This is a genomic window from Undibacterium sp. CY21W (assembly GCF_014284265.1).
Lineage (GTDB): Bacteria > Pseudomonadota > Gammaproteobacteria > Burkholderiales > Burkholderiaceae_D > Undibacterium > Undibacterium aquatile.
The window spans coordinates 439,304-463,765 of sequence record NZ_JACOGE010000001.1 but is presented as its reverse complement, the minus strand read 5'-3'; the positions used below and the strand labels follow the sequence as shown (position 1 = coordinate 463,765).

The following is a 24,462-nucleotide window of genomic DNA, read 5'->3' as shown; positions in this document are numbered from 1 at the left end:
TACCTTTCCACGCACATGCTGCGTATCGTCTTGCCATCCACGGCAGAGACCAGGAAAGCTTCTGCGCCAGTGCCCGCACTGGTATCACCTCAGTAACATTGTCAGTCATGCTCACCGGGCTGTCTGAAGAAAGGGATTGAATGGATCACGGCGTATCTCTGATCACCACTGTCGCGGCCGCTTTTGGTGTCGCACTCATTCTCGGCTTCATCGCTGAACGGATTAAAGTACCCGCCTTAGTTGGTTATCTTGTAGCGGGCATCATTATCGGACCGGCGTCGCCAGGCTTTGTGGCCGACGTCAATATCGCTTCGCAGCTTTCTGAAATCGGCATCATGTTACTGATGTTCGGCGTGGGCCTGCATTTTTCGCCTGCCGACCTGCTTGCGGTCAAACGTCTCGCCGTGCCGGGAGCCATCGTGCAGATGGGATGTGCCGCTTTACTCGGTATCGGGCTTGCCTCGTGGTGGGGCTGGTCATTTGGTGCGGCGCTGGTATTCGGCTTGTCCTTATCCTGTGCCAGCACGGTAGTGTTGCTGAAGTCATTAGAAGCACGCAATCTGCTCGATACCATGAATGGCAAAATTGCCGTAGGCTGGCTGGTGGTACAGGATCTGGTAACGGTCATGGTATTGGTGTTGCTGCCAGCATTGGCTGGCATACTCGGCAGTCATACTGCAGTGGCCAACAGCAGTTCTTTGTGGTCAACAATAGGTCAGACACTGCTGCAAGTCACTGCATTTATTGTGCTGATGCTGGTCGTTGGACGACGCCTGCTGCCGTGGATGTTGTGGCAGGTTGCGCGCACCGGTTCGCGTGAATTGTTTACATTATCCGTGATCGCAACAGCGATTGGTATTGCCTATGGTGCGGCCGAATTATTCAAAGTGTCATTCGCGCTCGGTGCATTTTTTGCGGGTTCAGTCATGCGCGAATCCGAATTCAGTCATCGTGCCGCAGAAGAATCGCTGCCTTTACGCGACGCATTCTCAGTGCTGTTTTTCGTCTCGGTCGGTATGTTGTTTGATCCGTCGGTGCTGGTTGACCGGCCGCTGCATGTATTGGGCGTGGTTGCGATTATCCTGCTGGGTAACTCCATCCCGGCGGCCACGCTGGTTCTGGCCTTTAAATATCCGCTGAATACGGCGCTGACGATTGCCGCCAGCCTCGCTCAGATCGGTGAATTCTCGTTCATTCTGGCCGGGCTCGGAAAATCCATCGGTTTGTTACCGGCCGAAGGTGTCAATCTGATTCTGGCGGGCGCACTGATTTCTATCGCACTGAATTCCTTCGTCTTTACCGCGATATCACCGTTCCGCCGCTGGATACTAGATCGTTCAGCGCTCGCGCGCCGTCTGGAAGTCAATCTCGATCCTTACGCTGAACTGCCTATGACTACTGAGCGCAAATATCTGGAAGGACAAGTCGTGCTGGTCGGCTATGGTCGGGTTGGCAGACGGATTGCGAAAGCACTGGATGAGCGCGGTATTCCTTACGTTGTGGCAGAACAAAACCGTGAAGTGGTAGAAGATTTACGTAAAAACGGTCGCGCCGCCGTGTCAGGTAATGCAGGCGATCCGGCTGTGCTGATTCAGGCACATATCGCCAATGCAGCAATGCTGGTGGTGGCGACACCGGATACGATCAACGTCCGCCAGATGGCTGAAACGGCACGCACGCTCAACCCGGCTATCGAAATCATTCTGCGTACCCATAACGAAGAAGAATCCGTCCTGTTACACAACGAGGGTATCGGTTCCGTATTCTTTGGTGAAGAAGAATTAGCCAAGGGCATGACCAGCCACGTTCTGGATCGCTTCGCACCAGGCACAACGAGCACCCCAGCACATTCTCATTAAAAAAAAAAAAGATCGCCCGCTTTACAATCGGGCGATCTTTTTTCAGCACTAAAGCAGTTTCAATACAGATAAAGTTACAGCGTTTTTTGTCCGCGTTTGAGCGCGCTTTTCAGCGCTTTTTCTTAGCTTCAATCTTGATGACCTGAAAAACTCCTTTCGCATCAAGATATCCCTTCGCTTCGACATACATCCCATTCACATACTGACCGCCATCTTCCCAACGGGCTGCTGACAAATTTGCATTTAATACAGAGCTGCCAGTCAACGAGCAAGTTGCAGGGTAGCTGGTGCAGCTCAGAGTGGCATAGATTTCGAAATTACGATTGCCACTCGACAAATCACTGCTATTGCCGGTTCCGGTTGAAATACCTGTCGTCGCCCCTTTCAGCTCAACCTTCGTCGCCACCAGTATGCCATTCACCAGATTACCTTTTATCTCGACATAACTATTGTTCGCGAGAGTACTGACGCCATACTCAAAGCGGGCTTTACTCGCATCGACCTGCACACCTTGTACTGTAAAGCTGGAGAGAGAGACATAATTCCCCACAATGCCATACAGTTCCTGCTTATAGCTACCGGTATAAATAACCTGACCATTGACGCCCAATACATCTACGCTGCGGCCATTCCCTTCGAGTTCAATCTGGCTGGCAACAATAGTGCCGACCGACGACAGGCTACCTTTCACCTCAACCACTGCACCAATCGCCGGAGCAGGTAAATTACCGATGTCGACTTTGGTGCCCGAGACAACAATACTGGTGCCGCTGACCGAATCAACAATACCTTTTATTTTGACGATGCTGCCGGTGGCAAATGTGGAACTGGCGGAAGTCAACTCACCTGCGCCCAACACCAACACTTTCGTTGCAACGAGTTTGCCGCTGACAGGTGCCGCAGCAGAAATAATCCGGACATCAGAGCCAACGCGAATCAACGCACCTTTGGGAACAACTTTGTCGGCGCTATAAGATACGCTGATACCGTTCGCCAGAGTGAAACTGTCATTGCCCGCAGTTGTTGATGCAACGATCCCGCGCAATGCAACACCGCTGATTGCGCCTGACGTCTCTGCATACGACTCGATCCGTGTTGCAACAAAACTGCCGTCGGCCTGAGGCAACCCATACACCTCAATCTGATTACCGACGAGTAACCCGGCAAGCGTCGTTGTATTGCCATCAAATACCGTATTGTTCGTCACCTTCACCAACTGATCGTTAACACGCAAAGTGCCAAGTTGCAGATCAATTCCGGTAATTTTTCCACGCAATCCACCAACAATACGGATATCTGAAGCGCTGCCAGCAGCACTTTTTTCATCTACATTTCCCGCCACCGCGACCGTCGTGCCAAGCCCAATCACAGATTGATATTTCGCCGAGCCATAAGGATCATCGCCATCATGCACAAACGCGCCCACAGTTTCAAAGCGAACGCCATTCACAATGATAGAACCTAGACCTGCCACCGGCCCGGTATAGGTACTCACTGCAAGCGCTGGATTGACTGCTGACTGAGGCGGGGATGACACCGATGTGCTGCTACAGCCACCACCACAAGCGCTCAGCACAAGCAATGCACCAGCGCTGGTAGTCATCAATTGAATTCGGGATTGCCATTGGCGAGTAAAACCTGAAGATCTGATCATGTTGGATTCTCCTTTTGTCTTATGTTTGTGAATATGACTGACACAGCAGATCGGAAGAGAAGTGATCAGACTGTCGGCAAAAGTATGTGCAGTAAAACTTAAGGCAAAATTAAGTTGTACCAATGCAGTCACAATCTGCAAAAGACGTTGTCAGAGGAAAAAATACGTCGTCTGTGTCTGAAGAGAAACCATATCCTGAGTCAGTATCTGATCAAGGAATATGTAGATCGTGCAGGCAAGGCAATCGGCCGGAAACCCATTGCCAGCAAGCCTGTCGATTGATTGATGAGCCGCCATCTGACGATCTGTATATTACCCAGACCGCAGACGACGTCATGTTGTGTGGATACCAGCTCAGTTATCTGGAAGAATCTGAACATAGCGACAATAACCCCGTGCCAACATCAGCACACGGGGTTGATCTAATACAGATCAGGCAATCGCTTCGTAAGCGCCAGTGCCGTCTGGCCACGGAGTCAGCACTTCAAAACCGTTGGCAGTCACCACCACCATATGTTCCCATTGTGCCGACAAGGAATGATCCTGCGTGACGACAGTCCAACCGTCCTGCAATTCTTTGACGCCGCGTTTTCCGGCATTGATCATCGGTTCTATCGTGAAAATCATGCCTTCTTCGAGGCGCAAACCTTCACCACGTTTGCCGTAATGCAGTACCTGCGGTTCATCATGATAAATTTTGCCGATACCGTGGCCGCAGTACTCACGTACCACGTTGAAACCATCGCGATGCGCAATGGTCTGGATCGCATGGCCGACATCGCCCAGTGTCGCACCTGGGCGCACCTGCATGATGCCCGCCCGCATTGCCTCATAGGTCGTATTCACCAGTCGGCGTGCCTGTGGGCTGGGCTCTCCGGCAAAATACATGCGGCTGGTATCACCAAACCAGCCGTCTTTGATGACGGCAACGTCAATGTTAACGATATCGCCTTTTTTCAGAATTTTTGTCGATGACGGAATACCATGACAAACCACGTGATTCACCGAAGCGCAAATCGTTTTTGGGAAACCGTGATAGCCGATATTGGCAGGAATCGCCTTGAGTTCATCCACGATGTAATCATGGCACAGCTTATCCAACTCTTCGGTACTGACGCCCGGTTTGACATGCGGCGTAATCATATCCAGCACCGCTGCCGCCAATTTGCCGGCGGCACGTGACATGGCGATTTCGTCCGGCGTATTGATTTTTACTTTAGCGCCTCTCATTGCACACCTCCGACGGCGGCACCTGTGCCTGGTCCGGCGGTACGGATAGACGATAAAGTCGCCAGATCGAAACCACCGGCCTGTTCGGCACGAATCAGCAACTGACAGATATCGCGGTGATCCAGATCAGGGTAGATTTCGGCCAACATGCCGATACGCATCCAGTGTTCAGCCTGCGCGTTGATAGAACGAGAGAGCGCATTGCTGGCAACACGCAGATTCTCATGCATTTGTTCGGAAATTTTTACGATGCCCATGGCTTTTCTTATATATGAAACATAAACAATTCATATATTACCATAAAGCTAGGCAAGCGTTGCCAGCCAGCGCCTTTTCTAGCCCCGAGCGACGACGTGCAAACTATTCCGCATCAAATTGCTGTGCTGGTGCCGCCAGTTGAAATGCTTCCAGCGACTCACATGCAGCAACGATGCGGCTGATCACGGGTAAGTCGTCCAGCGGACATTGAAAACGCCGGGCATTGAATACCTGCGGGATCAGGCAGCAATCCGCCAGTCCCGGCGTATCGCCATGGCAAAAAATGCCGGTGCGCGGATCGTTGGCCAGCAATTGCTCAACCGCTGCCAGCCCTTCATTGACCCAATGCCGGTACCAGTCATTTTTCTGCTCTTCAGTGATGCCGATATTTTTTGTCAGATAAGCGAGTACCCGCAAATTATTCAGAGGATGAATATCACAGGCGATGGTCTGCGCAATCGCTCTGACGCGAGCGCGTCCGTCGGCATCGTCGGGCAACAAAGCGACTTGCGGATAAGTTTCATCTAACCATTCGATGATCGCCAGCGACTGCGTGAACACCGCATGTTCAGTCTCCAGCGCAGGGACGATGCCTAGCGGGCTTTTCTGTTTGTATTCCGCCTGCTTCTGCTGACCACCATCGCGCAGCAAATGCACAGCCACGGCGTCATACGGCAGTTGTTTCAGATTCAGCGCAATGCGGACACGATAAGCAGCCGAGCTGCGGAAATAGGTATACAGCTTCATGGAAGAAATTTCAGTGTGATGATTGATCAGTCGGTTATCAGCGCAACCTTTACTCGCATAACCAGAAAATACAGCCACTGTATTCTATTGAAGTTTGAGCGCTAACGTTCGCTTATCTTGTGCGAAATTTGCGTCGAATTTTCCCTGATCTTGCGTTCGCCATTCATCACCGCACCGGCCTCGACCATCACATCAGGCTGATCACCAATTTCCCCAGTGTCTGCAAGGCCGCATCCATACGCGCATCAAAGCGATGTCCATAATTGATACGCAAACAGTTTTTGAAATGCCGTTGCGCTGAAAACATCGGCCCCGGCGCGACACTGATGCCCAATGATAATGCCCGCCGATGTACCTCTAAGGCATCCACATGCGCGGGCAATTCTACCCACGAAAAATAGCCGCCACCCGGCCGCGTCGCTTTTGTCTCTGCCGGAAAATAACGGGCTATCGCCTCAATCACCGCGCTTTGCTGCACCGATAAAACATGCCGCAACTGCCGCAAATGGCGATCAAACTGCCCCTTCGCCAGATAATCCGCCAGCGCCTCTTGTGCCGGAACAGACGCCGATAAGGTCGTCGTCAGTTTATGTCTGGCGACCGCGCTGGTAAAACGCCCCGGCATCGCCCAACCGACGCGAAAGCCCGGTGCCAATGATTTGGAAAACGACGAACAATGCATGACCAGCCCTTTGCTATCAAAGGCTTTTGCCGGCAACGGGCGGCGCTCGCCGAAATACAACTCGGCATACACATCGTCTTCAATCAGCGGCAATTCGTAACGGGTAATCAGTTCCACCAGCGCGCGCTTTTTTTCGTCCGACATCTGGCTGCCAAGAGGATTCTGGAAATTCGTCATCAGCCAGCATGCTTTCGGCTGATGCTGTTCTATCGCCTGCGCCAGCGCATTCAGATCGACGCCTTCACGCGGATGCGTTGGCACTTCAATTGCCCTAAGACCCAGACGTTCGAGTGCCTGCAAGGCACCGTAAAAACTGGGGGACTCAATAATCACCGCATCGCCCGGTCTGGTCACTGCCAGCAGACATAAATTCAGTGCATCCAGTGCGCCGCTGGTGATGATGATGTCGTCGGTATGCACATGCATACCGCTGACCAGATAACGCAAGGCAATCTGTCGCCGTAAATGTATGCTGCCGGGAGTCAGATCATCGACTGTGCTCCACGGATCCATCACCCGCATGCTGGCATTCATTGAACTGGCGAGCTTATCAAACGGAAACAATAAGGGGCTAGGAAACGCCGAACCAAAAGGCGCAACATCGCGCATTTTGGACGCTTCCAGAATATCAAATACCAGCCGACTGACATCCACTTCAGTCGAACTGCTGGCTGGGCTGGAAACGCGCTCCGGTTCCGGCGGCAGCTTTTTTGCGCCCGCAATCACGTAATAGCCACTGCGCTCTTTGGACCGTATCAGCCCACGCGCTTCCAGTAAATAATAAGCTTCAAAAACAGTAGACGGGCTGACACTGCGACTGATACTGGTCTCACGTACCGATGGCAATTTGTCCCCGAGTTTCATGACTCCGGTGCGGATGGATTGGGCGATATCTTCCGCCAGGGTCTCATACAATTTCATATTTTTTCTATCTGCGCAGCCATCTTTTCAACACAGTTATACCTGAATTGCAGCGGTGCTGACCAGCGCATTATTGCGTAGGTTTATCAGCACGTCGCCGCTATAAGCACACTCAGCAGGCTACTGGCGTGGAACGAAGAACGTCGCTTTTTCAGAAATTTTCACCTGCTCATTATCCAGCGCCTGCAATTCGATATGAATAGGATTAGCACCCTGCACACCACTACCATCTGGCACCCGCACCGTCACCGGTACGATTCTGGATTCTGTCGGGCTCAGCGTCACTTCATTGGCCGTTTCCAGCATGATATTCGGAATGCCGCTGACACGAATCTGATAACGATGCGCCTGCTCATCCGAATTCATGATATGCAGGCGATACACATTTTCTACCGCGCCATCATTCACTATCCGCCCCATATTACCGCGATCGCGAATCACATTCATTTTTAACGGCACATGCGTCGTCAGTGTATAAGCAAATGCGCCTACCATCGACATCAGAATCAGACTATAAATGAGCACCCGTGGACGCAGAATATTGCGCATGATCTGCTTCGTTGTCAGCCCGTTCTGCACTGCATTTTCTGTCGTGAAGCGAATCAGGCCGCGGGGTGAGCCTATCTTATCCATCACACTATCGCAGGCATCGACGCAGGCCGCGCAACCGATGCAATCATGCTGCAAGCCATTACGGATATCGATACCCGTCGGGCATACCTGCACGCACATAGAGCAATCGATACAACCGCCTTTGGCGATCATCGCAGGGTCAGATTTATTCAACACATTCCGTGGCTCGCCGCGCGCTTTGTCGTAACTGACAACCAGCGTGTCTTTATCAAACATCGAACCCTGAAAGCGCGCATACGGACACAGGTAACGGCACATCTGCTCACGCATGAAACCCGCATTGCCGTAAGTCGCGAAACCATAAAACAAGATCCAGAATGCTTCCCACCGCCCCAAAGAAAAACTCAGCACTTCGCTACCCAGCAAATGCACAGGAATGAAATAGCCGACGAAGGTAAACCCCGTCCAGATACCAATCAATCCCCACACCGTATGCTTGCTGAATTTTTTAGTGAATTTTTCCAGATTCATCGACTGCTTCGCCAGCCGCATACGCGCACTGCGCGGCCCCTCGATCTTATTTTCTATCCACATGAAAATCTCGGTGTACACCGTTTGCGGACAAGAAAACCCACACCAGACCCGCCCCGTCACTGCCGTGAACAGAAATAAGGAATAAGCGCAGATGATCAGCAACACCGCCAGAAAAATGAAATCCTGCGGGAACAACACCAGACCAAACAAATAAAACTTACGCGCAGCAAGATCAAACAACACCGCCTGCCGCCCATTCCAGCTCATCCACGGCGAACAATAAAACACGCATTGCGTGAGCCAGACAAAAAACCAGCGCCAGTTGGTATACCGCCCCTTAGACTGCCGGACATAAATGTCATCAAACTTCCTGTAAATACTCACTACGGATACGCGTGCGTCTGCCTGACTCATCATTTCACTCAATAGAAAAACAGAAATTAATCCCCGCCACCGCATAGTGCACACGACAACGGATGAGGAATAACGCAAACTTGTTCCGGCAAGGCATGGCCTCACATGGATTCACAGAACATCGCCATCAGCGCCAGCGATGCAAGCAATGCACATCTGCAAAAGCTGTATCACCGCTAGCCATCACGCCACCGTGGCGGTTTTGCGTCAGTCCTGTGGATATAAAAAGAGACAGTTCAGATAAAACCGATGCAGAACACCCACCACCGCATCCCCCACCATGAACCATCACCACTGGTATTGACGGTGCCAGTGTGCTACGGAGCAGAAGCAAAAAACAGTGGCAGAAATGGATGAAAAACCATATCAGATGGAAATTCAGCGGAGCAGATTAGGGATGTTTTGTAGGATCTCAAATTTAATGAAAATTGTCTCATTGAAATGAAAAACGTTTCTCGGAATTAGTGAAAATTTCCTTCAATAAGCTATTGAATAGAAAAATGGGTAACAAACGGAATAGTCCGCTTGTTACCCATTTTTCTATTTTCTTTATTTTAATTAATGCCACTGTCGTGCAGTTATTTCAAATAAGCGAATAATTTTGACTCATCAGAAAGAGTTAAAAACATTATCGAATCGATAGCCGATCATTCGCAAAAGCCAAGACTTGCTGGCGTCTCACAGAAATACTATAAAAAAACATTGACGATGGCGACAGTAGTTTCATTAATACTTCTCAAATTATCAAATCATGTTGTCAACACTTGATATGTTTTAAACAGGCAAAAAATTTCCGCCTAAATGACAGTTGCTATAATTTTGTTAAATTTAAGTTAATGATGTTCTGCGAACAGTTTCGCAAGGCGAGCCTTTTCTTTACGCTCTGATCGTTGAGTTTCGAAAACCAGCTCCACTTCTTTGCAATAATTATCTGTTGCAATTATCCCATTAGAGAAACAAGAATCAGAAATTTTTTGTAATTGCTCGTAACTCAATTTCTCAACAGGTTCTCTTGCTGGTTCGCAAGCAATTAGAAGGAAGACGATTGAGCAGAAGCCAATCCAATTCTTTATAGCCATATTTAGGTCCAATCTTTTTTCTGATTGCCGAGTCATCGCAACCATTGAAATGCCGATATTAATTAGTAAGCACGCGTTGATTTTCACAAAATTACCAATATATTGTGAAGACTTAATATTAACCGAAGAACACTATTTCTCCCAACATATTGGGAGAAATGTTTGGATCCAGCGGTCGTTTTTGGTTATGTGTTGCGACGCCTACGTAAGGAGGCAGAATTGTCGCAAGAGCAACTTGCGTTGGAAGCCGGTGTGGAAAGAAATTTTGTTAGCTTAATTGAGCGTGGAGTTAATCAACCAACGATTCGTATTATGTTTAAGTTAGCAAAAGCATTAGGAACGTCTCCGTCAAAAATGCTAATCGATGTTGAGTTTGAATTGAGTCTCACAAAAAAATCCAACCAGGAATAAGGTTTAACCAGCGCACCCTCTATCGGTTTATCACCTTCAATATAGCCGCTCTCTTCCCAGCACGATGGTCATCCTCGTCAATAACGCGGTACGCATGGACTGGAATCCGAGTCGTGACAGCTGTCTAAAAGGGCGCCAAGAAACGCGGAATCTTGCTCTCGTCAAAGAGGGGTTGTAGCAGGCGGCTGAATTTTGATGTCAAATCGGCCGAAACAATCCGACAGCAAGCTTCGAGGAAATTGTCCCCGGCATTGCCAAAATGCTTTTCGTGCATCTGGTTCTGTTCAAGGATGTCCAGACTTTTCAAGATGAATATCGAGTGTATAAAGAACTGGCATGTTTAATCATGGGCATGACACAGCCCAAAGTTTCAAAAGCTCGCCGTTGCTAACTTCAGGACGTCTCGCTCGAATGATTAATGCAAGCGTTGGTTGTATTGGAGCAACGAATCGAGATTGTTGTGCAATCGATATCGCTTTCCAGAGTTTCTGGCATCACAATGGCGCAGGTTCCTGTCTGGATAGCTAAACCAAGCGGACCTTGCTTTCCTTTTACTTCCCCGTCCTATGGAGTATCCTGTGGGAAACTAGCTTTCGACGCGTCGGAAGCCGAGCGCCCGGACAGCGAGGTTGATCCAGACACGTCCCAATTCCCTGCGAGGTACCATGCAAATCAAGAAGATCGAGGTCAAAAATTTCCGACTGCTCAAGAACGTGGAGCTGTTTCTTGAAGCGCGAACGACCTTGATCGTCGGCCGCAACAACAGTGGCAAGACGTCACTCGCGGAACTGTTCCGCAGGCTTCTTCTGGAAAACTCGGCCAATTTCCGCCTGGAGGATTTTTCCCTCGGGGCGCACGCGAAATTCTGGGAGGCTTTCGAACTCGCCAGTGCGGGGAAGGAGGAGCCCGAGGTACGGGCGGCGTTGCCGGTCATCGAGGTCGCCCTGACGGTCGAATACGACAAGGCGGCCGCCGACCTCGGATTGTTGGGGAATTTCATAGTCGACCTCAATCCGGATTGCGTCGAAGCGCGCATCTACATCCGCTATGAACTAGAAGACGGCAAGCTCATGCCCTTTTTCGATGCCGTCGGGCTGGACGCCAAGGCCGGCAAGGAACAGCAGCAGGTCGCCTTCTTCGAAGCGATGAAGGATCTGGTTCCGAGCCATTACAAGTGCTGCCTCGTGGCCATCGATCCGAACGACGCCACCAACCGCAAGCCGTTGGAATGGTCGAGGCTTAGGGCTCTCATCCAGGGCGACCTCATTACCGCCCATCGCGGCCTTGACGACACTACGCACAAGGACAACGACTCGCTTGGCAAGATACTGAGCGCCCTGTTCGCGACCGCCGATTCGGAATCGGCTGCCGAAAGCGACCGCAAGACCGTTGCCGAGCTGAAGGCTGCGGTCAAGGAAGTGCAGGGCAGCATCGACAAGAGCTTCAATGGCCAGCTGGCCAACCTCCTTCCAGCGTTCAGTCTTTTCGGCTACAGGCTGCCGGATCCAAAATTGCGTACCGAAACGCAGCTGGACGTGGAACTGCTGCTGAAGGACCATACGCGGATCCGCTATTCCGGCGTAAACGGGGTCCACCTGCCCGAAGCGTACAACGGCCTAGGCGCGCGCAACCTCATCTTCATTTTGCTGAAACTCTTCGAGGCGTTCAAGGCGTTCAGGGCGAAGCCAACTTCCCCTGCCGTGCATATCGTGTTCATCGAGGAACCGGAAGCCCACTTGCACCCGCAGATGCAGGAGGTCTTCATCCAGAAGCTGAGCGAGATCGCGCAGGTATTCGCGAACATTGCGGGAGGCGACCAGCTCTGGCCGGTCCAGTTCGTGGTGAGTACGCACTCGTCACACATGGCGAACAAGGCGTCGTTCGACGCGGTCAGGTATTTCCTGTCTGCGGCAGATCCCGTCGCGGCCAATTCGTTCAGCAGCAAGATCAAGGACCTGAAGCGGGATTTCGGCGACAAGGCCGACGCGGACAACGCGTTCCTCCACCAGTACATGAGCCAGACTCGCTGCGACCTCCTGTTTGCCGACAAGGTGATCCTGATCGAGGGCACGACCGAACGCTTGCTGCTGCCGAGGATGACGGAGAAATGCGACGCGGGCCTGCCCGCGAACACGCGGCTCGGCAGCCAATACGTGGCTGTGCTGGAAGTGGGCGGCGCGTATGCGCACGTCTTTTTCAAGCTGCTCGATTTCCTGGAGCTGCCCGCACTGATCGTTACCGACCTCGATACGGTCAATGCTGCCAACGACGGGAAGGCCTGCAAGGCATCCGACGGGACGGGGACCAGCAATGCGTGCATCAAGGCGTGGTTCGGCAAGGTTGGGACCGTACCGAAGGACCTGATTGCGAAGAAACCGGAGGATAAGATCAGCGGGATCCGTCGGATCGCCTACCAGGTGCCGGAAAAGGACAGGCAGCCGTGCGGGCGCAGTTTCGAGGACGCCTTCATGCTCGCCAACGCCGCGAAATTCGCCATCGGCGGCGCGGATCCTGAACAGTCCGCCTGGGATGGCGCGACCGGCCTGAAAAAATCGGCGTTCGCGCTGAAATACGCGATAGAGGATGGCGAGTGGGCCGTGCCCCGCTACGTCGCCGAAGGCCTTGCGTGGCTTGCCGGCGTCGGAATGCCGCCGGAAGCAGGTTCGGCCCCGGCCGAAGTGAAAGTCGAAGTCGCTATTCCTAAAGAGGCCGCCCTTGGCAAATAAAGCCGCCGCAGCGAATCCCGCGAAGGAAGCCGCCGAGAAGTCCCTCGGCATGATTTTCGAGTGCCTTGATGGCAGGAAGAGCTTCCTGCTCGAAGCCGGCGCTGGTTCGGGAAAGACCTATTCGCTCGTCGAAGCACTGCGCTACCTGATCAAGAAACGCGGAAGCGACCTGGCGCGCCGTAACGGGAAGATCGCATGCATCACCTATACGAATGTGGCCAGCGACGAAATCAAATCGCGTATCGACAGCCATCCTGCCGTCGTATCCTCGACCATCCACGCTTTCTGCTGGTCCCTGATCAAGGACTTCCAGCCGTTCCTGAAGAGCGAGCTGCCGAACCTGCCGAATTGGAAAGAACGGCTCGACGAGGGCCGCGGCGTCGCGGACAGGGAAATCGAGTACGAACTGGGCTTCCCTTCGGCGAAGCCGGAAGACAGCAAGATCTCGCTGCACCACGACGACGTGCTCGCGTTCACCGTACGGCTCATCGGACAGCCGAAGTTCCGCCGGCTGCTCGTGGCGCGCTACCCCGTCCTTTTCATCGACGAATACCAGGACACGGACAAGGACTTCGTCGACGCCTTGCGGGAGCACTTCCTTGGAAAAGTCGAAAGCCCCCTGATCGGATTTTTCGGCGACCACTGGCAGAAGATTTACGCGGAAGGCAGCGGGAAGATCGAGCATCCGGATCTGGTCGTCATTGAACAGAAAGCGAATTTCCGGTCGGTGCAGCCGGTGGTCGACGTCCTCAATCGCATGCGTCCGGAATTGCCCCAGGCCTGCGCCGATCCCGATAGCGAAGGGGTAGCGGTAGCGTTCCATACGAACGACTGGGTGGGTACGCGGCGTACCGGACAGGGCGGAGGCCATTGGACAGACGACCTGCCGGCCGACGCCGCGCATGCCCATCTTGAGGCGTTGCGGGCCAAGCTGGAGGACGAAGGGTGGGATTTTTCGGCCGACAAGACGAAAATCCTCATGCTCACGCACAACGTGCTTGCTGCGGAGCAGGGATATGACAAGATTGCCAAGGTGTTTTCGCGGAACGAGTCGTTCGTCAAGAAGGAAGATCGGCACATCAAGTTCCTGCTCGAAGTCGTCGAGCCGGTCAGCGTCGCCTACGAGGCCGGACGGTTCGGCGAGATGTTCGCCGCCCTGGATACCAGGACGCCGATCATCCGCTCGTACGAGCAAAAGGCGCAATGGATCCGCGACATGTCCGCGCTGGTCGACCTGCGGGCGACCGGCACCGCTGGCGACGTGCTCGACCACTTAAAGGCGACCAGGCGCCCGCGCCTTCCGGACGCAGTCGAACGCCGGGAACGCGAGCTTGCGGAATGGGTGGCCGAGGCCGGGGCGGAGGAACCGTCGACCATCAGCCGCCTGCGGAACCTGCGGGCCGTTCCGTACCAGCAGGTGATCGCGCTTTCGCGGTTCGTCGACGACCATACGCCGTTCTCGACCAAGCACGGCGTAAAAGGCGCCGAATTCGAGAACGTGCTGGTGGTCGCGGGACGGGGATGGAACCACTACAATTTCAACCAGCTGCTCGAATGGCTCCAGAACCCAGCAAGCGTACCGGCGGATCGCACGGGGTTCGAGCGAAACAGGAACCTGTTCTACGTAGCCTTTTCGCGCCCCAAGAAGCGCCTTGCCGTGCTGTTCACCCAGCGGCTGTCGGCGGTGGCATTGGCGAAGCTGTCCTCGCTGTTCGGGGAGGGCAACGTTCATTCGTTCGGCCCCTAGCGCCTGGTCGCGCGTGCCTGCGCAGCCAGCCGTCCGTGCAAGGGCTGGTTGGCCGGGCAAATAACGAATCGAATGGTCGCTACTTGGACGCCGGAGTCGGCTTTGGCGGCGCGACCGGCGCCACCGGAGTTGCTATCGGCGCCACCGGTTTCGCGGCAGCATTCGGCTTCGCTGGGCCATCGCCAAAGAAGATGACGGCGATCAGTCCCATCAAGATCACGACCATGGCAAGCAAAAGCGAAGACGAGGATCGCAGGGCGCGACGATATGCTGGCTCGCCCACCTTCACCCGTTTCCACTCTTCTTTCAGAACCCGGGCCGCTTGGTCTGCTGCGTCCTGCGCCACCTGGAAGATGCTGTCGATATCGGCGTCGGCGTTTGCGAGGTAGGAGTTTTGTGCTGCCGCAAGCGCTTCCAGCTGATTGAGCAGTTGCACGTGGTCCGGCTCTTGCGGATTAAGTCGGAGCTTAATTTTATAAAACGTGTCGGCTACCGCATGTCGGATTTCCGTGATTTTTTCGCCGCTGATATGAAACTTCGCGTTCGCTTCGCGCAGTTTGGAATCCTCCTGGGCATGGTGTGCCCGAGCCTCTTGCGCGGCCCTTGCCATGGTCCGCGTGCTGGCGAAGAACGTCGCGAGCTCTGCTCGCAGCGCATCGATCCATGCCTGCCTGAATTCCGACGTTTTCGCTTCCTTGGAAATGATCAGATTCGAGTGGGCTATCCCACCCGCAATGAGTGCGGCTGCCAGCGTGGTTAGCGCAGGTACGAGAGCGGCAGCGGATATATCCACAATGAATGACTCCAGTTTAAAGTTTTGAGGATGGTATAGTAACTTGGAACCGGTCGCAAGGACCGGACGAACGTTCGGGGGACATTGCGCAATCGCGTGGTACGCAATTTCAAACTAGCCAGGCGGCCAGCTCTCGGTAGCGCTTGCGCCCGGCAGCTTCTCCACCGCGAATACGCCCAAGGCATGCAATACCTTGCCGATCAGCGCGACGCACTCGGAAATGAATGCGTCCGTCATGTAGCATACCCACGGTTTGGAATCGCTCGTCGCCCACGCGAACCAGTGATCCGGCCATTTCTCGCTCACGATGAGCGCGCGGAACTTTTCCCGTTCTTCCATCGGCCATTCGAATCCAAGGTGGAACATCTTGTTGCGGTACGCGAAAACCGCGCCCAGCGTTTTTCGGAGGTCGGACGGCAGAAATTCCTCCAGTCCGGTCGCGTTGGACAGCTGCATGATGCCTTCGATCAGACTTCCCTTCTTTTCCCCATTTTTCCAAATGAATCGGCAGTCCCAGCGGACCTCCGGATCCGCCTTCCATCTCGGATGCTCGGGGAGCAGGTCGGTCGCATCGCCGAAGTGGGTCCGGGCGGATTGGAACGCCTGGTAGAAAACCGATTCGATGAACGGTGCCTGCATCCCGATTGCGGCCATGCTGTGCGCCGCGTCCGCATACACCGACGTGTTCAGGAGGTCGACCCGCTCGTCGTTCGCTTGGTGGCTTCGCATGCCGCTCAGGCACGGCAGCTCCCGCTCGATCTCTAGGACCCTTTCGCTGCAGCGCTGTTCGTTCTGCCTGTGCTGCTCCAGCAGGGATCCGCTGGCTTCCGCCGTTCATACTGCGCAGGTACTTTCCGCGCGATAGGCTCGCGGCGCTCCAGTACGTCGACCTGATGCCCCGCCACGAATCGGTGAGGGTGGATCTCGGCGAAACCGCATCGTTCCAGCTTTGGCTGAACGTCATCAACCTGTCCCCGTTCGAAGTCGAGTTGAACCGGGCGGAATTCGAGTTTTCGTACGCTAGCGCGGCGTTGAAGGCGACCGTGCTGCGCAAACAGAAATTCGCGCCGGGAGAGATCGCCACGTTTCAGATATCGAATCCCATTTCCGACGGCCTCGCCAATCAGATAGTGCGGAATCGTAAAGTGAACGCCCCCGATCTGGAGGGCGCCCTTTCTGGACATATCGAGTTCAATTGCAAGCTGCATCCGTTCCCGCGTCAGGTCCAGCATCTCGCGGAATACGGCCGCGCGTCGTCAACGAGAACCATCGGCAACTGTCCTGATACCGCCGCTGTAGGCTGCGTACCCAAGCCGGCTGCTATGGAGCTGTTGGCACGGGCTTGGAGCTAGTGATCCAGGACGGTGATGGCGCGACCATTCATTTCTTCGATGTCCATATCATTTCCGCTTCGAGGCAGCAGATCAGGCGGTGGTTGTGGACGTGGAACAGGCCGGGATCTGCCTCGTCCTGCGAGCCGACGAAGAAGATCCAGCCCTTGACCTGCTTGTTGGTTTTCGCTTTCTCCTTCGCCTCCTCGCGCGTCGTGTTGAATTCCCGCATGAATGTGTCGCGCCGCGACTTGCTCCATTCGGTCCAATGCACGCGCACGCGGCTCATTGCCTTGTACCCGCCTTTTTCCTCGTCCCATTCGCCCGCGTTAAGCGTCAGGTCGCAATGGGATTCCTCCGGGATTGGCGCCGCAGTCCAGCGGATCGCGGCGTAGTAGAGCCGGGTCGGCGATTTGAAGTGCTCCGGCTTCTTGCTGCCCAGGTACTCGAAAATCTTCGCGTAAGTATTGCCCGTCACCCCGGGGATTTCCAGCGGGAGCGTGCTGCGGTCGTATGGGAAATTGATGAACGCGCGGCACGCGGGCCGTATGGTCTTGACGGTATGGCCATGATGCTTGCGCGGCGCCGTACCGTCTTTCGCGCCACGGGTGCTTGCCCTGCCGTCGCCGTGGCCGCCCTGTAATTCGTCACCGTCCGGTTGCGCCGGGCGCTCGTCGGTAAGCGTCAGTTTGTTCGGGAATGGAAGCGGAAATCCCTCTGGCGTGCCGATGCGGTCTTTTTTGGCCCGCTCGACGACCTTTTCCTCGCCGTCGACATCGCAGTCTACGTGCTTGTTGACCGGCCCGAGCGTGAAGTAGGGGCGCTTCTTGTTGTTCGCCTTGTCGTACGAGGCGGGGAATACCTGCGTGGGGCAACCTCGGCAGATATACGCTGCGCTATCGACGGTTTCCATGCTCCAAAGCTCTTCGGCTTCGACCAGTTCGTGCGTTTGCTTGTTGCGGGCTGTATCCAATTTCTTCCTTTGCGATTATACGGGGAGTATGGTTGTCGTCATTTGATGTCGGTTTGGTGAATGGCACCCGTCATTCGCGTATCCCGATCTAAGGGTGCGCCGCCAAACTTTGGCGGACGATACGGATATAGTCGTTCATGTGCTCTTCTGGGATCCTCGCGATACCTGCGCTGGACATATGGATGGGAAACGCGAGGTGGTCGACCGGGATTTTCACCTGAATCTTTTCCAGCGTAAATTTTCTCTTGGCCGAAAGATGCTCAAGAGCTTCCCGAACGTCTTTCCCGCCCTTCAGAAGAATTTTTGCGCTGATCTCTGGTTCGATCTCAAGGAAGGCTACTTGGAGCGAATCGACAATCACTTTCTTGCGCAATTGTTTTTGCAAAGTTTCGACCCACAGCAAAAGGTCAACGTTGACTGGTTCGACCGCAACCGAGAAATTGCAGAGTTCGAGTATCTTGCTGAGGAATTCGCGCGTGCTTCGGTGAGCATCGCGCAGCTCAATATGCGGGAATTCGGAAAAGAGGGTGAAGTCAATTCGCCTGTATGTAATCCGGTCAAACGATTCTTCGTTGCCGAACGGATCGGTAACGGTCTCTTTATAATTCAGCTTTTCGATGTAGTGGGCCTCGATGGAGTCGTCGCGAACTCGTTCGATTACGAACCCGTCAAAACTGTCCGGGGTAAAAAGCTGGGTCTTCATTTTCGAGGCCAACGTTCTAATCGTGACGGGCCAATGAGCTTTCAACCACCGAACTCGTTTCATGATTGTATTCCTGGCAAAGCCTGCACGGCGGTGGACTCCGACTCGGCAATTGCCTTTCGGATTTCCGAAATGATGCGACTTGCGGTCTGTTCGATTGTTGCCAGGAATTCCTGCCGGTCTTCAGTCGAAATCGGACGCAGCGTCTTCGTGTATTCGCCGTCGGAAAAATTCAATGCCCCGCGCACGGAATACTTGAAACCTTTTCCTGCGCCCGGATCTTCGAACGCAGCTTCGAATTCGACAATCGGATATGGCACTTGCGTTTGCTTCGAGCGCCAAATGATCGACGTGATGAAGAATCCTTTTTTCTGAAGGCTTTGGTACTCTTCGGACGCAAGCAGGCTTTCTCCTTTGAGGGCTACGTTCCTAACCAATGCCAATGCTTCCTGCTTTGCCAGATCCTTGCCTTGATCGTCCTCAAGGTCCAGCTCGTCGTCGTCGACCTCCCGCTTGATCGGCTCGACCTTTACGCTCGTTACGTTGTCGAGCTTGAAGCCATCCAGTGAACTGATCAGCGACGTGAAGAACTGCGTCCTCTTGGCTGCGGTGGAAAATTCCGTTATCTCGATGAGCTCTGTCGGGATGTCGGCTTTCTTCCTGCTATCGAGCCGGTCCTTCAGGTTGCCGACGATTTCCCTCGCCTTCGCGTTAGCGGGCATCCGCACAACCGTCTTGTCGCCTTCGACGTGAAACTCGATGCCGGCTTCCTTTGGAGTGCGCTGGACCAGGCGAGTCTTCGAATAATCGATTTCGGAGTACCTGACGTTGACTACGTACTGGTCGGTCCCCTTTTGATGCGATGTTGCCTTTTCGTCCGACGGCGAATCGGCGATGTACTCTTTCGCTATCTCCTTGATATCTTCAATCGTAAGCGCGGCATTGAGGGTAACCGAAGTGATTTTCTCCGCGCGACCGGCGTGCTCACGCTGGTCCAGGATAATGTTCAGGTCGTTGTAGTCATGAGTCAGCAGCGACAGGCTGTCAACCAAGGTCTCTCGACTGTCCTTCGACGAATAAAAGATGCCTCTGTCCTTTGCCAGTTCGAGAACTACGGCTGGGCTGATGCGTTGTTTCGATGACATCAGGACATCGTAGATTTCCTTATCCGTAGCGCAGTACAGCAGCGTGTTCTTAGCCATTGTCCATCCCCAATTCAAGTTCAGAAAATTTCGTCCGCACGTCGTTGATCTGGGAAAACTGGATCGAGTTCAAGCGTTCCTTGATGTCGCTGCCGCCGCCGTATTCATCGACATACTGATCCTTCGCCTTGCCGAAATGCGCTGCTGCGCTCTGGTGGGCGTCCAGCGTCTTGACGAACACGTCGGTGCCGTCCACGAGGACTTGGTAGTGCATAAGATAGTCGATGAGGTACAAGTACTCTTCTACGGACGTTCCCCGTTGCCTGCAAAAAATGACGAAGCCTTTTCTGTTCTGCTTCTTTGGATCCGTATATGACAGCACTATCCAAGGCGCGGTCAGCATTTCCAGCGTGCATGCCTTCGCGTGTTCAAGCTGAACGTTCTTACGCCGTACAAGGTGCGGGTAAAAATATCGGCAATGCTCCCGGTCTGGCAGGATGCCGGCGCTGCCGCGCATGTACGCAATTTCATGGTGCACGTTGTTCAACCAATACACGTCGCTTGGTCCGAACACGACGATTTTCGATTTGCTCGGGATATCGAGTTTCTCGTTCTTAATCTGGGTCAGCAACCCATTGAAGTCCTTGTCGTATTCGCCGTCATGGTTATAGACGAACAGCAGGCCGCAGATTTCTGGCGAAACGTGGTCGTGCAAAAAATTGGTCCGGAATTCATCGCTTTTTTCAGCGCAGCTAATCGCTCTCGCGAGACTTTCAATCGCGGATCGAATGCTGCCGACAGTAATCGAACCTTTGCCGTAACTCTTCAGGTCACAGTTAACGTAGGTCCTGGCCTGCTTATAGGGTTCTTCATAGTAAAAGACGACATCCGATGGATGCGTTTTTACCTTGTGGGAAGCTTCGTCCTCGCAAGGCCAATTCAGGTTGGTGGGTCCCATTCTTTGCCATAGGAATTCAGCAAAAATTTCCTTTGACAGTTTTTCAGCCATTTTGGCTTTGTTGATTGTTTCACCTGCCATCGTCACTCCCTTGGTACGGTTCTTTTCTGGGCATGCGTCCTGTCGGCGCAGTTACCTTTTTCTATGGGTGTTAGCGATATCATCGTGTGACCTAACATTTGAATTTTTATATTTCAAATAAGACTGAGTGAATCCGTGTTTATTACCGGACATTGTGCCCATCATTATTGTTGCCAACAAGATATCTTGGCACAGGCCGTTGCACCGTGTCTAGTTGCTCTTTACGCGACATAAATTAATTAGCTTTTAAATCCACCACTCATCTGGAATTTATTCACTAGAAATATCACTAAAAATCTACGTAAGTATTTGATTATAAATAATTTTTCGCAATTTTAGCCGAATAAGTATAAAATTTAGGACATTAATTTGTTCTTAAAAATCGAGAAAATGACCCCGTTTTCAGTTTTCATTCAAGATTTATGTCGCTCCCGTCAGATGCGCCAAAAAGAGCTCGCTTACTTGATCGGGGTTGATCCATCGTATTTGAGTGCGCTTGCTGGTGGACGTAAAGGAATACCAGGAATTGCAATCGTCAAAAAATTAGAAGAGGCGGCGAAATTAACGAATGAAGAGAAGGTTGCACTGCAAGAATCAATCAAATTTTCAAGAATGCGCTACAGCATGCCGGCACAAGCAGACCCGCGTGTATATGAAATGGTTTGGAAGATATTTGATTCAGTGACTAATTTGAAACCAGCACAAATCAACGCCATTAGCGAAGTCTTAAAGCTATAAGACCAAGGAAAACATTTGAATATGGATAGGAGAAAAACAAACAGGACAAACTTTTAACGGCTTGTCCCGCATGTGGAATAACTGACGTTACCCCGATTCGCAAATCAAGTATCGCCCTCTTCCACTCCGCGGTCAAGCCCCCTCGCCAATCTCAATCGACAATTTGCGTTTTGTAATGACTATGTTTGAGTCAATTTACTGACGCGAAAGGGGTACTTATGTCTGCAACAATCGTATCGCAGTGGATGACGTCTACTGCGAATGGGCTACCCATCGCCCAAAATAAATCAAAATCTTTAAACCCAATTCGTGCAAGAGAACCTGTAAAAAATTCATGGGGACACGTACGCGGGAAATTTCCGTCACGCAAAATGAATCGGATGATTCATTGGGAGAGTCAATTAGAACGTGATGCGATCCTCCTCTTTGAGTTCTCGCATGGCGTGTCTGCCTATCGCGAACAACCCCATACGACCAAATATGTTCTTGATGAAAAAATTCGTCGCTATACCCCTGATTTCGAATTAACTTTGAAATCAAATGAAGTCCAATATGTAGAAGTTAAGCCGGCCGAGAAACTACTTGATCCGGTTGAACGCATGCGGTTTGAAAATATTGAACGTCATTATTTGCGATATGGATTTACTTTCTGGATTTTTCTGGATCACCAGATTAGGCAAGCTGAATTACTCGTAAATCTGGGACTGATGGCGAAATATCGTGGTATGTCATTTTCACTTTTTGAACGGCGTCAACTCATCGAAAAGCTCTCGAAAATACCACAAACTACTTTTAAGCAAGTCACGGCACTGCTTGGTGATCCATGCACAACATGGCGGTTGATTGCCGAGCAAATTCTATTTTGTGACTTACGACAAGTCGTCAATGAAGATACCAAATTAAACATACAACCAAAGGAAAATTTCGATCATGAATTATTCTTTTAAGGTTGGTACGACTATCTCCATTGAGAATGTAAATTTTCTTATTCGTCGTGTGTTATCAGAAGGTCGATTACAACTAGAGAGTGATGTCGACGGTGCGCTAACAAACACAACGTTAAATGAACTGCTGGGGAAATACGAGCAAAAATTACTCATATTCGTTAACACATCAGAAAATAAAAAAATAGAAATAGAAAAAACTACCGACAGAGCGCTTTTCACATTTCCAGACGCTGTTCAACAAAAAGCGATTCGCAAAAAAAAGTATGTCGAATTTGTAATTGACTATGGTGAGTTCACTTCTTCTCCAGAAAAATTGCAGCCACTTATTGAAGCTTGCGCAGTAACGTTAAAAGATGCAAAACCTCCGTCATGTACCTCTGTTTATCGATGGTATCGCGCAATCATCAGGAATCAAGGAGATTACCGGGCATTAATCGATCGATTCGATCAACGCGGTGGATCTGGAAGTCGACTGTGTCCGGAAATTCAAACTCTTTTGAAGCAATCCATTGAGAGAATTTATATGACTCAATTGCGAGAGCCTGTGTCAGAAGTGTATTTCGATCTTTTGCATAAAGTTAATAAGGAAAACGAATTCCGTTCTAGCAGTGAGAAACTAAAAATGCCTAGTCGGGCAACGGTTTATCGAGCAATTGCAAAACTAGATAAATTTGAGACTACGTGTGCTAGATATAGCCCTCGTATCGCAAAAATGAAATTTCGCTCAAGCGGAAACGGACCAAATCCAACTCGCATTTTGGAAAGAGTGGAAATAGACCACACTCCATTGGATCTTTTCGTAATTGATCGAGAAACAAATCTTCCCTTGGGTCGCCCAACTGTTACTTTGGCAATCGATGTATTTTCAAAAATGCCTGTCGGGATTCATATTGGTTTTCAAGGAACATCAATCGAGTCTATTTTCGCGTGTCTGCGTAACGCAATGATGCCGAAGACATATTTGCGAGATAAGTTTAAAACCGTAGAATCTGATTGGCCTTGCTATGGAATTATTGAAAATTTAGTTTGCGACAATGGCAGTGAATTCCGGGGCGCGGAGCTTGAACGGGTAGCGTTGGAAATGGGAACTCATCTTACATTTTGCCCAAAACGTCAGCCTTACTACAAAGGGACGATCGAACGTTATCTAAAAACAGTAAATTTCAGTTTCTCACGCATGCTTCCTGGGAGTAGTTTCGCACGTTGGTTTCATCGGGAAGACTATGATCCGCTAAAAGATGCAATAGTTGAGTTTGATCAGTTGGTTCAATATCTACACAAATGGATGCTGGATATTTATGCGCAAACGATACATCGCGGGATACGTGCAATTCCATACGTTAAATGGAATGAGGGTATGTCGGCTTACCCCCCGGCGTTACTTCAAAACCCAGAACGCCTAGACATTGCATTAGGTCGTACGTCTCAACGTGTTCTTGCTAGTTATGGAATTGATCTTAACAATATTCGCTATAACGACTCAGCATTACACGTTATCAGAAAACGTTATGGCCCTCGCATAAAAGTGGATGTTCGCCATTATTTTGGTAATCTTTCATATGTGCACGTCATTGATCCTGCTACCCAGTCTGCGATATTAGTTCCAGCATTAAATCGGGAATACACGCGAGATTTAAATCTTGTCCAACATGACCTTCTTTCCAAGCATGTGCGCGAAAAAAATGCTGGCCAAGTGGATATTAATGCACTAGCCAAAGCAAAAGCTGAGCTTCGGGAACTCGTATATGAAATGGCGAATAGCAAGTCACAGCGTACCCGTCAAAAATCAGGAAAACTTAGGGGGATAGGTACGAACCAAAAAGACATAATAAAGTCCGATCCTACAGCCATAGATGAGATCAAAGAAAATTCCGTGCGTTTTTCATCGTCAGTAGGTAGTGAGGATCTGCCATCTATTGGGTCAATTAACATGCATGTTCTTGGCAAAAAGCGGGATTGAC

At 51.7% G+C, this 24,462-nt stretch carries 21 protein-coding genes; 8 read left to right on the top strand and 13 right to left on the bottom strand.

Features of this window, described 5'->3' with window-relative positions:
• Positions 1-140 precede the first annotated feature (140 nt).
• Positions 141-1,859, top strand: a complete 1,719-nt coding sequence (gene ybaL, locus H8K29_RS02025) for a YbaL family putative K(+) efflux transporter (protein ID WP_186896209.1) — start codon at positions 141-143, stop codon at positions 1,857-1,859.
• A 109-nt stretch (positions 1,860-1,968) separates the two neighbouring features.
• On the opposite strand, the gene H8K29_RS02020 is transcribed toward ybaL, so the two are convergent.
• The 7 genes from H8K29_RS02020 to H8K29_RS01990 form a co-directional block, all read right to left on the bottom strand.
• Complete coding sequence (locus H8K29_RS02020) at positions 1,969-3,513, bottom strand: DUF5666 domain-containing protein (protein WP_186896208.1); 1,545 nt, start codon at positions 3,511-3,513, stop codon at positions 1,969-1,971.
• Positions 3,514-3,945: 432 nt separating this feature from the next.
• Complete coding sequence (gene map / locus H8K29_RS02015; protein ID WP_186896207.1) at positions 3,946-4,743, bottom strand: type I methionyl aminopeptidase; 798 nt, start codon at positions 4,741-4,743, stop codon at positions 3,946-3,948.
• Positions 4,740-5,000 (bottom strand): ParD-like family protein, encoded by a 261-nt coding sequence (locus H8K29_RS02010; protein WP_186883840.1) that lies wholly within the window; start codon positions 4,998-5,000, stop codon positions 4,740-4,742. Before H8K29_RS02010 ends, map begins: the two co-directional genes overlap by 4 nt.
• A 103-nt stretch (positions 5,001-5,103) precedes the next feature.
• On the bottom strand, positions 5,104-5,748 hold the full coding sequence (maiA, locus tag H8K29_RS02005) for a maleylacetoacetate isomerase (RefSeq protein ID WP_186896206.1): 645 nt from the start codon (positions 5,746-5,748) through the stop codon (positions 5,104-5,106).
• A gap of 187 nt (positions 5,749-5,935) precedes the next feature.
• A complete protein-coding gene (locus H8K29_RS02000) occupies positions 5,936-7,351 on the bottom strand; it encodes a PLP-dependent aminotransferase family protein (RefSeq protein WP_186896205.1) in 1,416 nt (471 codons plus the stop codon).
• A gap of 120 nt (positions 7,352-7,471) precedes the next feature.
• Positions 7,472-8,872, bottom strand: a complete 1,401-nt coding sequence (ccoG, locus tag H8K29_RS01995) for a cytochrome c oxidase accessory protein CcoG (protein WP_186896204.1) — start codon at positions 8,870-8,872, stop codon at positions 7,472-7,474.
• Positions 8,873-9,705: 833 nt separating this feature from the next.
• On the bottom strand, positions 9,706-10,038 hold the full coding sequence (locus H8K29_RS01990) for a hypothetical protein (RefSeq protein ID WP_186896203.1): 333 nt from the start codon (positions 10,036-10,038) through the stop codon (positions 9,706-9,708).
• Between the two features lie 75 nt (positions 10,039-10,113).
• On the opposite strand from H8K29_RS01990, the gene H8K29_RS01985 reads away from it, so the two are divergent.
• The 3 genes from H8K29_RS01985 (at position 10,114) to H8K29_RS01975 (ending at position 14,835) form a co-directional block, all read left to right on the top strand.
• Positions 10,114-10,362, top strand: a complete 249-nt coding sequence (locus tag H8K29_RS01985) for a helix-turn-helix domain-containing protein (protein ID WP_222611388.1) — start codon at positions 10,114-10,116, stop codon at positions 10,360-10,362.
• Positions 10,363-11,027: 665 nt separating this feature from the next.
• Positions 11,028-13,088 (top strand): ATP-dependent endonuclease, encoded by a 2,061-nt coding sequence (locus H8K29_RS01980; RefSeq protein WP_186896202.1) that lies wholly within the window; start codon positions 11,028-11,030, stop codon positions 13,086-13,088.
• Entirely contained in the window at positions 13,078-14,835 is a 1,758-nt protein-coding gene (locus H8K29_RS01975; protein WP_255423219.1) for a UvrD-helicase domain-containing protein, read from the top strand. Before H8K29_RS01980 ends, H8K29_RS01975 begins: the two co-directional genes overlap by 11 nt.
• A gap of 79 nt (positions 14,836-14,914) precedes the next feature.
• Here the strand turns inward: H8K29_RS01975 and H8K29_RS01970 are convergent, their stop codons facing one another.
• Both H8K29_RS01970 and H8K29_RS01965 read right to left on the bottom strand, forming a co-directional pair.
• Entirely contained in the window at positions 14,915-15,628 is a 714-nt protein-coding gene (locus H8K29_RS01970; protein ID WP_186896201.1) for a hypothetical protein, read from the bottom strand.
• Positions 15,629-15,742: 114 nt separating this feature from the next.
• The gene (locus H8K29_RS01965) at positions 15,743-16,357 is read right to left on the bottom strand and encodes a hypothetical protein (protein WP_186896200.1); all 615 of its coding nucleotides are present in this window, start codon (positions 16,355-16,357) and stop codon (positions 15,743-15,745) included.
• A gap of 164 nt (positions 16,358-16,521) precedes the next feature.
• On the opposite strand from H8K29_RS01965, the gene H8K29_RS01960 reads away from it, so the two are divergent.
• The gene (locus H8K29_RS01960; RefSeq protein WP_186896199.1) at positions 16,522-16,980 is read left to right on the top strand and encodes a hypothetical protein; all 459 of its coding nucleotides are present in this window, start codon (positions 16,522-16,524) and stop codon (positions 16,978-16,980) included.
• A 28-nt stretch (positions 16,981-17,008) separates the two neighbouring features.
• Here H8K29_RS01960 and H8K29_RS01955 read toward each other — a convergent pair whose 3' ends face one another.
• The 4 genes from H8K29_RS01955 to H8K29_RS01940 all read right to left on the bottom strand — a co-directional run bounded on the left by H8K29_RS01955 (position 17,009) and on the right by H8K29_RS01940 (position 20,816).
• Positions 17,009-17,932 (bottom strand): hypothetical protein, encoded by a 924-nt coding sequence (locus H8K29_RS01955; RefSeq protein WP_186896198.1) that lies wholly within the window; start codon positions 17,930-17,932, stop codon positions 17,009-17,011.
• A gap of 88 nt (positions 17,933-18,020) precedes the next feature.
• Positions 18,021-18,698 (bottom strand): hypothetical protein, encoded by a 678-nt coding sequence (locus H8K29_RS01950; protein ID WP_186896197.1) that lies wholly within the window; start codon positions 18,696-18,698, stop codon positions 18,021-18,023.
• The gene (locus H8K29_RS01945) at positions 18,695-19,837 is read right to left on the bottom strand and encodes a hypothetical protein (RefSeq protein WP_186896196.1); all 1,143 of its coding nucleotides are present in this window, start codon (positions 19,835-19,837) and stop codon (positions 18,695-18,697) included. The genes H8K29_RS01950 and H8K29_RS01945 overlap by 4 nt, the downstream gene beginning before the upstream one ends.
• The gene (locus tag H8K29_RS01940) at positions 19,830-20,816 is read right to left on the bottom strand and encodes a hypothetical protein (protein WP_186896195.1); all 987 of its coding nucleotides are present in this window, start codon (positions 20,814-20,816) and stop codon (positions 19,830-19,832) included. Before H8K29_RS01940 ends, H8K29_RS01945 begins: the two co-directional genes overlap by 8 nt.
• 369 nt (positions 20,817-21,185) lie before the next feature.
• Here H8K29_RS01940 and H8K29_RS01935 point away from each other — a divergent pair, with 369 nt between their 5' ends.
• From H8K29_RS01935 to H8K29_RS01925, 3 genes are all read left to right on the top strand, one after another.
• On the top strand, positions 21,186-21,554 hold the full coding sequence (locus tag H8K29_RS01935; protein WP_186896194.1) for a helix-turn-helix transcriptional regulator: 369 nt from the start codon (positions 21,186-21,188) through the stop codon (positions 21,552-21,554).
• 218 nt (positions 21,555-21,772) lie between these two features.
• On the top strand, positions 21,773-22,501 hold the full coding sequence (locus H8K29_RS01930; protein WP_186896193.1) for a TnsA endonuclease N-terminal domain-containing protein: 729 nt from the start codon (positions 21,773-21,775) through the stop codon (positions 22,499-22,501).
• The gene (locus tag H8K29_RS01925) at positions 22,485-24,461 is read left to right on the top strand and encodes a DDE-type integrase/transposase/recombinase (RefSeq protein WP_186896192.1); all 1,977 of its coding nucleotides are present in this window, start codon (positions 22,485-22,487) and stop codon (positions 24,459-24,461) included. Before H8K29_RS01930 ends, H8K29_RS01925 begins: the two co-directional genes overlap by 17 nt.
• Position 24,462 lies beyond the last annotated feature (1 nt).